Annotated in this window: 2 protein-coding genes; both read right to left on the minus strand. The window is 44.9% G+C overall.

Translation table 11 applies throughout. The features are described from left to right. Nucleotides 1-700: glucose-1-phosphate thymidylyltransferase RfbA (rfbA, locus tag AC3AYF_RS21805; RefSeq protein WP_487780555.1), on the minus strand; the 700-nt coding region annotated here is incomplete at its 3' end. Next, nucleotides 700-1,030 (minus strand): GDP-mannose 4,6-dehydratase (locus AC3AYF_RS21810; RefSeq protein WP_487780556.1); only part of this gene is annotated, 331 nt, incomplete at its 5' end. The genes rfbA and AC3AYF_RS21810, both read right to left, overlap by 1 nt.

Raw genomic sequence — 1,030 nt, forward strand, 5'->3', positions numbered from 1 at the left:
ATAATGAATCATGGGTACCGGTATCTAACCAGGCCATGCCCCGCCCCATCACTTCCACATGCAACTGCTGTTGCTCAAGGTACTGCTGATTGACATCCGTAATTTCAAGCTCACCACGGGCAGAAGGTTGTAAGTTGCTGGCAATATCGACAACTTGATTATCATAAAAATACAGGCCGGTGACCGCATAACGCGATTTGGGTTGCTCAGGTTTTTCCTCAATACTTAATGCTTTACCATCTCGGTCAAAATCGACCACGCCATAACGTTCAGGATCCACAACAGGATAGGCAAAAACACTAGCGCCCGTTTCTCGCTGATCGGCTTCAACCATCATCTCGGCTAAATCATGACCATAATAAATGTTATCACCTAGGATCAATGCGGAGGGTGAATCACCAATAAAGTCTTTTGCCAAGGGAAAGGCTTGCGCAATGCCTTCCGGTTTCGGTTGAATAATATAGCTAATATTCAAGCCCCAAAGATGACCATCACCTAATAATAGTTCCAAACGCGATGTATCCTGAGGCGTAGAGATAATACAAATATCGCGTATTCCTGCCAGCATTAATGTCGACAACGGATAATAAATCATCGGTTTATCATAAACAGGTAATAACTGTTTACTGATCGCCTGAGTGACAGGATAAAGACGGGTTCCACTGCCGCCTGCGAGGAGAATGCCCTTGCGTGATGTCATTATTTTTCTTCCTGTAAACCTAATCGTTGTTGTTGGTAACTGCCATCGAGCACATGTTCACACCATTCGCGGTTATCAAGATACCACTCCACCGTCTTACGTAAACCCGTGGCAAATGTTTCTTGTGGTGTCCAAGCTAGATCTTGCTCAATTTTGCTGGCATCAATGGCATAGCGTTGATCATGACCCGGACGATCGGTGACAAACTCAATCAAATTACGATGCGGGATATGAGCAGACTCGGGCAACAACTCATCTAGAATGTCACATAGGGTATGCACCACATCCAGATTAGTGTGTTCGTTCACACCACCGACATTATAAGTTTCA

It is taken from the genome of Salinicola sp. (genome assembly GCF_982684285.1).